This is a genomic window from Acidithiobacillus sp. TH-A36 (genome assembly GCF_057473445.1).
The window spans coordinates 1-2,270 of sequence record NZ_JBYCKP010000527.1 but is presented as its reverse complement, the minus strand read 5'-3'; the positions used below and the strand labels follow the sequence as shown (position 1 = coordinate 2,270).

At 50.9% G+C, this 2,270-nt stretch carries 1 protein-coding gene; it reads left to right on the top strand.

All coding sequences use genetic code 11. The features are described 5' to 3' along the window. Positions 1–168 precede the first annotated feature (168 nt). The coding region (locus AC2VLY_RS13410; protein WP_486922439.1) for a VirB4 family type IV secretion/conjugal transfer ATPase at positions 169–2,270 on the top strand (2,102 nt) is incomplete at its 3' end.

The window sequence follows — 2,270 nt, the reverse complement described above, 5'->3', positions numbered from 1 at the left end:
ACACACAGATGCTTGAAGTCACCAGCCGAAATCTGAAGTACCAGCATTTTTATGGGAGTGGGCAGACATTGGATGCAGAACCTGCTCCGGCTCATGTCCAGAAACAGGCCCCGGTTGAGCATCTGTTGTTTTGGGTGCAGACCACTTTTATGAAAGGGAAGAAAAAGCATGCTTAACATCAAAGAATTTCGGGATAAAGATAAAGCTCTACCGGATTTGCTTAATCCGGCAATTCTGGTGGACTCCACAACTGTACTGGGCCAACCAACTGCCATTGCACTTAACAAGGATGGCAGCCTGTCCATGGGCTTCCAATTTTCTGGTCCTGACTTAGAAAGTCTTTCGCACGAAGCCATCAACCGGCTCTCAGCATTCATCAATAGTGCTTTGGTGCGTCTTGGCGGTGGGGGTTGGGCCAGTCATATCACGGCTATCCGTAGCCCCGCTGACTCGTATATCCCGGCTTCAGAAAATCACTTTTTGAGCCCGGTTGCTCAGTTGATTGATGATGAACGCCGCCAGCAGTTTGAGCTGGAGGGGGCACATTTTCTGACGCGATACTATTGTGTGCTCTCCTGGCAGACTCCGGCAGAGAGTGAAGTGTCCGGTGCTTCGGCTTACATCAACAACAAGCACAAAGCCGAGCAAAAAACTTTCGAGTCGGTCATTACCAAATTCTCTGATACGGTTTCCACCATTTGTGGTATTCTTCAGTCAGCACAAGTGGGCTGGAAGATTACGCCGCTGGATGACGACCATTATTTGACACACTACCACGAATGTTTAACGGGGCGCACTCATCCCGTTAATGCACCTGACTTCCCTGTGTATCTGGATGCTCTGGTGGGGCACCATGCTCTTGTAGGTGGGTTGGAGCCTATGATTGATGACCAGAACATCCGTGTCATCACTTTCACCGGCTACCCGCAGAGCACTCAGCCGGACATGCTGGAAGCCTTGCACAATCTACCTTTTTCTTTGCGTTATACCACCCGATTCATTTACCTGGATGACAAAGAGGCGTTAAAACAGATAGAGCAGTATCGCCAGCATTGGCTAGGCGCCCGTTTCTCGATGCGCGATTACGTTGGTGCTGCAATGGATCACGGTGTTTTGCCTGCTGCCAACGCTAACCAGGACAAACAAAAAATGGCAGACGACGCGAGCATAGCGGCTGCGGAAGCCAGCAGTGGGCAAGTGCGTTTTGGTTTTTTCACGGCAACCGTGATTTTGATGCATCAGGATCTGAATGTACTCAACGAAAGGGTGCGCTTGGCCCGCAATTTTCTGGATAGTAGTGGTTTCGTGTCTTTCAACGAAACCGGTAATGCTGTTGAAGCATTCTTAGGGAGCTTGCCATCCCACACTTGGGAAAACGTGCGCAAGCCACTGATGCACAGCCTAAACTATGCGGACTTGTCTCCAAAAACTTCTGTTTGGCCGGGGTCTGAACGCTGCCCTAGCCCACTCATGCAACAGGACGGCAAGAAAGCCCCTGCACTTACTTATGCAAAGACCACTGGGGGTAACCCATTCCGCTTCAACTTGCATGTGGGTGACCTGGGGCATGGCTTGATCGCGGGGCCAACGGGTGCCGGTAAATCAGCATTGCTGGCCTTACTTGCTGCGCAATGGTCACGCTATAAAAATGCCCGCGTCATCGCTTTTGATAAGGGCCGTTCCCTGTATGCTCTGACGGAAGCCTTTGGTGGTCAGCATTACGATATTGCCGGTGAATTGTCCGATCTGACTTTCGCACCTTTGGACCGTATTACCGATGGCAGCATTGAGAAGACTTTTGCGGAAAACTGGCTGGAATCCTTGGCTGTTTTGCAGGGTGTCACAGTAACGCCGGCAGAGCGGCAGGCTATTCATAATGCCGTTGAGGGGCTGGCGGGTGAAGAAGGGCGGTCGATTACCGATGTGCAGTCACTTTTACAGGATGCCAAACTGAAAGCCGCTATTGGCTTTTATGCGGGTACGGGTCGTGCGGGAACGCTGTTAGATGCACGGCATGACAGCCTCGACCTTTCCAGTCGATTCATTACTTTTGAATTGGAAAACCTGTTACAGAGTGGTGAATCCGCCAAGCTCATTACGGTACCGACCCTGCTGTATCTGTTCCATCGCATCGAACAAATGCTGGATGGTAGCCCAACCTTGATTACGCTGGATGAAGCATGGGTGATGCTGGATAACGAACAATTTCTGGCGAAAATCCGCGAATGGCTCAAGGTTCTGCGTAAAAAGAACGCCGTTGTGGTGTTCGC